Genomic DNA, 6,525 nt, shown 5'->3' with positions numbered 1-6,525 from the left:
ATGCTGGTCGTCCCGCTGTCGTCCTCGGACGCCTCCACCCGCTGCCGGATCCGCTCCAGGGGCCGCACCGGTGCGAGGTATTCCTCGGAGAAGGCTTCCCACATCGCCTTCGGCGAGACCTCGCCGCCCTCGCCATCGGTGATCTCCTGGATGACCTGCGAGAACTCGATCTGCAGCCGCCGCGGCAGCGCCAGGCCGTGGTCGGCTTTCATGATGTAGGCCACCCCACCCTTGCCGGACTGCGAGTTGACGCGGATCACCGCCTCGTAGGTGCGCCCGACGTCCTTGGGGTCGATCGGCAGGTAGGGGACCTGCCAGAGGATGTCCTCGACGTCGGAGTCCGTCGCGTCGGCGTCGATCTTCATCTGGTCGAGGCCCTTGTTGATGGCGTCCTGGTGGCTGCCGGAGAACGCGGTGTAGACCAGGTCGCCGCCGTAGGGGTGACGCTCGGGCACCGGCAGTTGGTTGCAGTACTCCACGGTGCGGCGCACCTCGTCGATGTTGGAGAAGTCGATCTGGGGGTCCACGCCGCGGGAGAACAGGTTGAGCCCCAGCGTCACCAGGCACACGTTGCCGGTGCGCTCGCCATTGCCGAACAGGCAGCCCTCGATCCGGTCGGCGCCGGCCTGATACCCCAGCTCGGCCGCGGCGACCCCGGTGCCGCGGTCGTTGTGCGGGTGCAGGCTCAGGATGACCGAGTCGCGGTTGGCCAGGTTGCGGCTCATCCACTCGATCGAGTCGGCGTAGACGTTGGGGGTCGCCATCTCCACGGTGGCGGGAAGGTTGACGATGATCGGGTTGTCCGGGGTCGGTGCGATGATCTCGCCGACGGCGTCGCAGACATCCCTGGCGTACTCCAGCTCGGTGCCGGTGTAGGACTCCGGGGAGTACTCGAAGCGCCACCGGGTGCCGGGGTACTTGGCGGCCTCCGCGACGCACTTGCGGGCGCCGTCGGTCGCGATGGCCTGCACCGCGGCCCGGTCGGCGCGGAAGACCACGCGGCGCTGCAGGACCGACGTCGAGTTGTAGAAGTGCACGATCGCCTGACGCGCACCCTCGCAGGCGACGAACGTACGCTCGATCAGCTCCGGCCGGCACTGGGTGAGCACCTGGATGGTGACGTCGTCGGGGATGGCGCCCTCGGTGATGATCTCGCGGACGAAGTCGAAATCGGTCTGGCTGGCCGAGGGGAAGCCGACCTCGATCTCCTTGTAGCCCATGCCCACCAGCAGGTCGAACATGCGGCGCTTGCGGGCGGGGCTCATCGGGTCGATCAGCGCCTGGTTGCCGTCGCGCAGGTCCACCGCGCACCACAGCGGGGCGCGCTCGATGACGCGATCGGGCCAGGTGCGGTCGGCCAGGCGGACGGGCTCGACCTCCTCGGCGAACGGCCGGTACCGGTGGATCGGCATCGACGAGCCGCGTTGTGCATTCCACCGGGCCTGGCCGGGGGCGGGCGGGCCCGCGGGCGTGATGATGGCGCGGGAAGAGGTATACGCGTCGGAATTGGTAGTCACGGTAGTTGCTCCGGGGGTGTCAGAAGGAAGCTCAGACCGGCGCATCGCGAGCGCCCGCGACGGGAAGCCGGTCTGGATCAGACCCCGTCGCGGCGTCCGAGGAGGAGCATCCGCTGCACGTGCGCCACTCTACCGCGCTCGGCGCCTCGAACAAAAAGAGGCCAAAACCGCGCGACCCGCCGCCGAGAGTCACGCTGGGGTGGCTCTCGGGCTCGGATGACACTCCAGCGTGACGCTCGAGACTGCCGAGACTGCCGCGACTGCCCGCGTCGCGCCTATCACCAGGAAAATCGAGATGCGCCGCCACGTATCCTGTTGTGGGTTTGATCGGAGTAGCCCCACCTCCAATCCCGAGACAGGAAAGATAAAGATTCAGTGGCACTCGTCGTGCAGAAATACGGTGGATCGTCGGTGGGCGACGCCGACCGGATACGGCGGGTCGCAGAACGCATCGTCGAAACCAAGAAGCAGGGCAACGACGTGGTCGTGGTGGTCTCGGCGATGGGCGACACCACCGACGACCTGCTGGACTTGGCCCAGCAGGTGTGTCCGGTCCCGCCGCCCCGCGAGCTCGACATGCTGCTGACGGCCGGCGAGCGCATCTCCAACGCGCTGGTGGCCATGGCGATCGAATCGCTCGGCGCCAACGCCCGCTCGTTCACCGGATCGCAGGCCGGTGTCATCACCACCAGCACCCACGGGAACGCGAAGATCATCGACGTCACGCCCAGCCGCGTGCAGTCCGCGCTCGACGAGGGCCGCATCGTGCTCGTCGCCGGGTTCCAGGGCGTCAGCCAGGACACCCGGGACGTCACCACCCTGGGCCGCGGAGGGTCGGACACCACGGCGGTCGCCCTGGCCGCGGCGCTGCACGCCGACGTCTGCGAGATCTACACCGACGTGGACGGCATCTTCAGCGCGGACCCCAGGATCGTGCACAATGCCCGCAAGCTCGACGCGGTGACCTTCGAAGAAATGCTGGAGATGGCGGCCTGCGGCGCCAAGGTGCTGATGCTGCGCTGCGTGGAGTACGCCCGCCGCTACAACCTCCCGGTGCACGTCAGATCGTCATACTCGGACAAGCCGGGCACCGTCGTCGTCGGATCGATCAAGGACACACCCATGGAAGACCCCATCCTGACCGGAGTCGCACACGACCGCAGTGAGGCCAAGGTGACCGTTGTCGGCATCCCCGACATCCCGGGCTACGCCGCGAAGGTGTTCCGCGCCGTCGCCGATGCCGAGGTCAACATCGACATGGTGCTGCAGAACATCTCCAAGGTCGAGGACGGCAAGACCGACATCACCTTCACCTGCTCCCGCGAGAGCGGACCCACCGCGGTGGCCAAACTGGAGGCGCTCAAGGGGGAGATCGGGTTCACCCAGCTGCTCTACGACGACCACATCGGCAAGGTGTCGCTGGTCGGCGCGGGAATGCGCAGCCACCCCGGCGTCACGGCCACTTTCTGTGAGGCGCTGGCCGAGGTGGGCGTCAACATCGAGCTGATCTCCACCTCCGAAATCCGCATCTCGGTGCTGTGCCGCGACACCGAGCTGGACAAGGCCGTGGTGGCGTTGCACGAGGCCTTCGGGCTCGGCGGCCAGGAGAGCGCGACGGTGTATGCGGGGACGGGTCGGTAGATGGTTGCCATCGGAGTAGTCGGCGCCACCGGCCAGGTGGGCCAGGTGATGCGCACGCTGCTCGCCGAGCGCGACTTTCCGGCGAGCACGGTGAGATTTTTCGCCTCGGCCCGCTCGCAGGGCCGCAAGCTGGAGTTCCGCGGCCAGGAAATCGAGGTCGAAGACGCCGAGACGGCCGACCCGAGTGGCCTGGACATCGCGTTGTTCTCCGCGGGTTCGGCGATGTCGAAGGTGCAGGCGCCGCGGTTCGCCGCGGCCGGGGTGATCGTGATCGACAACTCCTCGGCCTGGCGCAAGGACCCCGACGTGCCGCTGGTGGTGTCCGAGGTGAACTTCGCGCGCGATGTGGCTGCCGGCGCCCGGTCGCTCAAGAAGGGCATCATCGCCAACCCGAACTGCACCACCATGGCCGCGATGCCGGTGCTCAAGGTGCTGCACGACGAGGCCGGGCTGACCCGGCTGGTGGTGTCGAGCTACCAGGCCGTGTCCGGCAGCGGGCTGGCCGGTGTGGAGGAGCTGGCCACCCAGGTGCGGGCGGGCATCGGCGACGCCGAGAAGCTGGTGCACGACGGCGGCGCGGTGAGGTTCCCGGCGCCGAAAACCTACGTCGCGCCGATCGCGTTCAACGTGATACCGCTGGCCGGATCGCTGGTCGACGACGGGTCGGGGGAGACCGACGAGGACCAGAAGCTGCGTCACGAGAGCCGCAAGATCCTGGGCATCCCCGGCCTGGCTGTCAGCGGCACCTGCGTGCGGGTCCCCGTGTTCACCGGGCACTCGTTGTCGATCAACGCCGAGTTCGCCCGGCCGCTGTCGCCGGAGCGGGCGCGGCAGCTGCTGAGCGGCGCACCGGGCGTCACGGTGGTCGACGTGCCGACCCCGCTGGCTGCCGCGGGCGTCGACGAGTCGCTGGTCGGCCGGATCCGGTGCGATCCGGGGGTGCCTGACGGGCGCGGCCTGGCGCTGTTCGTTTCCGGCGACAACCTGCGCAAGGGGGCGGCGCTGAACACGATCCAGATCGCCGAGCTGCTGGCCGCCGAACTATAGTCCAGCCGGTGAGCTCCGCTCAGGTCGCGCGGTCGCTTCTCGTTTTATCTTTGCTTGTCCCGCAATGCTTTTGGGCTGTGCACGCTGACCCGCCCGCACCGGTGCCGCAGCCGATCCTGTGGCCGCTGGCACCGGGTCAGGTGGTGCGGATCGGCCCGACGGCCGGCACCGGCACCCCGACGGGGGACTACGGCATCGGCGCCACCGACCTGTGCGAGTTCGTCGAGTTCCCCACCGAGCTGCTCCAGGTGTGCGGCGACAGTTTCGCCGGGCAGGGCGTCGGGTTCGGCGGCTGGTACTCGCCGGTGGCGCTGCGGGTGGACACCGCGTCCGTCGACGACCCGGCCGGGGTGCGCTACACCGGCGTCACCGGCGTCGGCAGGCCGCTGCTGGCCGACCCCACGCCGCCGGGGGATTCGCAGCTGCCCGCCGGGGTGGTGCAGATCCACCGGCACAACTACCTGATGGTGACCACCGCCAAGGCCCTGGAACCGGTCAGTTCGCGGCTGGTGGCGGCCGAGCCGTCGCGCCCCGGCTGGCGAACGGTGCCGGGATCCCGGCGGGCCGCCTCCTACCAGGGCGGCTCGCAGACCCAGATCAGCGGGTACTACGACCCGATCCCCACCCCCGAGTCGTCCGGCGGCTGGGTGTACATCGTGGCCGACAACTTCACCCGCCGGGATCCGGTGCGGCTGTATCGGGCCACCCCGCAGAGATTCAGCGACCGCTCAACGTGGCAGGGCTGGGCGGCCGGACCGGGCGGTGGCTGGGGGAAGGCGCCGACACCCCTGTGGCCCGACCAGGTCGGCGAGATGGACATCCGCCAGGTCGACGGCAAGACCGTGCTGTCGTATTTCAACGCCAGCACCCTGAACATGGAGGTGCGCGTCGCCGACGACCCGACGTCGCTGGGCGCCGCGCCGGTGACGACGGTGGTGCGGCACGAGGAGCAGTGGCCCGAACCGGCGGAAAGCCTGCCGTCTCCTTTTGACAACCGGCTCGCGCAGCCGTACGGCGGATACATCTCGCCCGGGTCGACGCTGGACGAATTGCGGATCTTTGTCAGCCAGTGGAACAACGCCGAGCCTCGGGCCCGCGCGCCGTATCGGGTGATCCAGTTCGCGGTCAACCCGTTCAAGCCCTGATCGAACGCCACCATCGCGAGCCGCATGATCTCGGCGGCGGCGTGGGGTGAGCCGTCGCTCCACAGCGTTTACCTAAGTAGTGCATAGCCGCGACCAGTGTTGACGCGGGCATCATGTGTCTCATGAGTGAAACACCTGAAACCCCGACAGCGCGTGCTTCCACCGCAACAGTTCCCACGGCCGAGGCGCCCCACAAGACCCCGAGGGTCTTCCAGGTCGCGGCGTGGGTCGCCATCGTCGCCGGCACCGTGTTCGTCGTGGCGGTCATCTTCTTCACCGGCTTCATGCTGGGCCGCCACGCCGGAGGCCACTGCGGCTGGCATCATCACGGCCACCACAAACACCACTCGATGATGATGCATCCGCGCGGCCCGGGCGGTGGCCCGGCGGCGTTCCCGGGAGGTGGCGGGCCCGAGATGATACGGCCCGGCCACGGACCCGGCCATGGCCCCGGTACTGGCCCCGCAGAGGTCCCGCCGTCGGTCTCGCCGTCGCTGACGCCATCGCCGTAAGTCTCGATTCAGCAGTGGCCCGGCGCTCACGCGAGCGGCCGGGCCACCTGGCGATCACAGCCGGATCTCGATTCACAGCAATTTTGTCCCCCCGGGGCCTGTTAAGGCGGCAGCCATGCGGGCAGTATTCACGTCATGACCGAGACACCCGAACCGACAGCGCAGCCGACGTCCGTTCCCCCGACCCCGCCACCGCCACCGCCAGCGCAGCGGCCCAAGCCTCCGAGGCTCTACCTGGCGGCGGCGTGGGTGGTGATCGTCGCGGGAATCGTGTTCATCGTGGCGACCATCTTCTTCTCCGGCGCCATGGTGTTCGGCTACCACCACTGCCACCATGGCCATCACCCGGGCATGATGTTCGGCCCCGGCGGCCCCGGCGGCCCGGATGGCCCCGGCCCGGGGCCCGGTATGGGCCCGTTCGGTCCCGGTGCGGGGCCTGGGGGGTTCGGCCCCGGCGGCTTCGGCCCGTGGCAGTTCGGCGGCCCCGGCGGCCCGGGCATGCTCGTCCCCATGCCTCCCCGTGGCCCGGGGGGCCAGGGCGGCATGGGTGGGCCCGGCGGCGGTCAGTTCGGCCCGGGCGGCGGCCCCGGCCCGTCGTCGAGCACCTCCGAGCCCGGCCCGTCACCCAGCCCCCCGGGGCCCCGCGCGTAACGGGCCTGCGGT

The 6,525-nt window shown here is 69.5% G+C and carries 6 protein-coding genes; 5 read left to right on the top strand and 1 reads right to left on the bottom strand.

Translation table 11 applies throughout. From position 1 onward, the window contains the following. The coding region (gene leuA, locus ACOJVU_RS20565) for a 2-isopropylmalate synthase (protein WP_421531468.1) at nucleotides 1-1,562 on the bottom strand (1,562 nt) is incomplete at its 3' end. Nucleotides 1,563-1,892: 330 nt separating this feature from the next. On the opposite strand from leuA, the gene ACOJVU_RS20560 reads away from it, so the two are divergent. From ACOJVU_RS20560 to ACOJVU_RS20540, 5 genes are all read left to right on the top strand, one after another. Beyond that, nucleotides 1,893-3,158, top strand: a complete 1,266-nt coding sequence (locus tag ACOJVU_RS20560; protein WP_421531467.1) for an aspartate kinase — start codon at nucleotides 1,893-1,895, stop codon at nucleotides 3,156-3,158. Beyond that, entirely contained in the window at nucleotides 3,159-4,205 is a 1,047-nt protein-coding gene (locus ACOJVU_RS20555; RefSeq protein WP_421531466.1) for an aspartate-semialdehyde dehydrogenase, read from the top strand. An 8-nt stretch (nucleotides 4,206-4,213) separates the two neighbouring features. Next, a complete protein-coding gene (locus tag ACOJVU_RS20550; RefSeq protein WP_421531465.1) occupies nucleotides 4,214-5,350 on the top strand; it encodes a DUF4185 domain-containing protein in 1,137 nt (378 codons plus the stop codon). A 122-nt stretch (nucleotides 5,351-5,472) separates the two neighbouring features. After that, the gene (locus ACOJVU_RS20545; RefSeq protein ID WP_421531464.1) at nucleotides 5,473-5,862 is read left to right on the top strand and encodes a hypothetical protein; all 390 of its coding nucleotides are present in this window, start codon (nucleotides 5,473-5,475) and stop codon (nucleotides 5,860-5,862) included. A gap of 135 nt (nucleotides 5,863-5,997) precedes the next feature. Further along, on the top strand, nucleotides 5,998-6,513 hold the full coding sequence (locus tag ACOJVU_RS20540) for a hypothetical protein (RefSeq protein ID WP_421531463.1): 516 nt from the start codon (nucleotides 5,998-6,000) through the stop codon (nucleotides 6,511-6,513). Nucleotides 6,514-6,525 lie beyond the last annotated feature (12 nt).

The organism is Mycobacterium sp. THU-M104, assembly GCF_049197365.1.
Classification (GTDB): domain Bacteria; phylum Actinomycetota; class Actinomycetes; order Mycobacteriales; family Mycobacteriaceae; genus Mycobacterium.
The sequence above is the reverse complement of the archived record's forward strand: the minus strand, read 5'-3'. Positions and strand labels throughout refer to the sequence as shown.

Coding starts and splice junctions, on each gene's coding strand:
- ACOJVU_RS20555 (WP_421531466.1), top strand. CDS start 3,159: ATGGTTGCCATCGGAGTAGTCGGCGCCACCGGCCAGGTGGGCCAGGTG.
- ACOJVU_RS20545 (WP_421531464.1), top strand. CDS start 5,473: ATGAGTGAAACACCTGAAACCCCGACAGCGCGTGCTTCCACCGCAACA.
- ACOJVU_RS20540 (WP_421531463.1), top strand. CDS start 5,998: ATGACCGAGACACCCGAACCGACAGCGCAGCCGACGTCCGTTCCCCCG.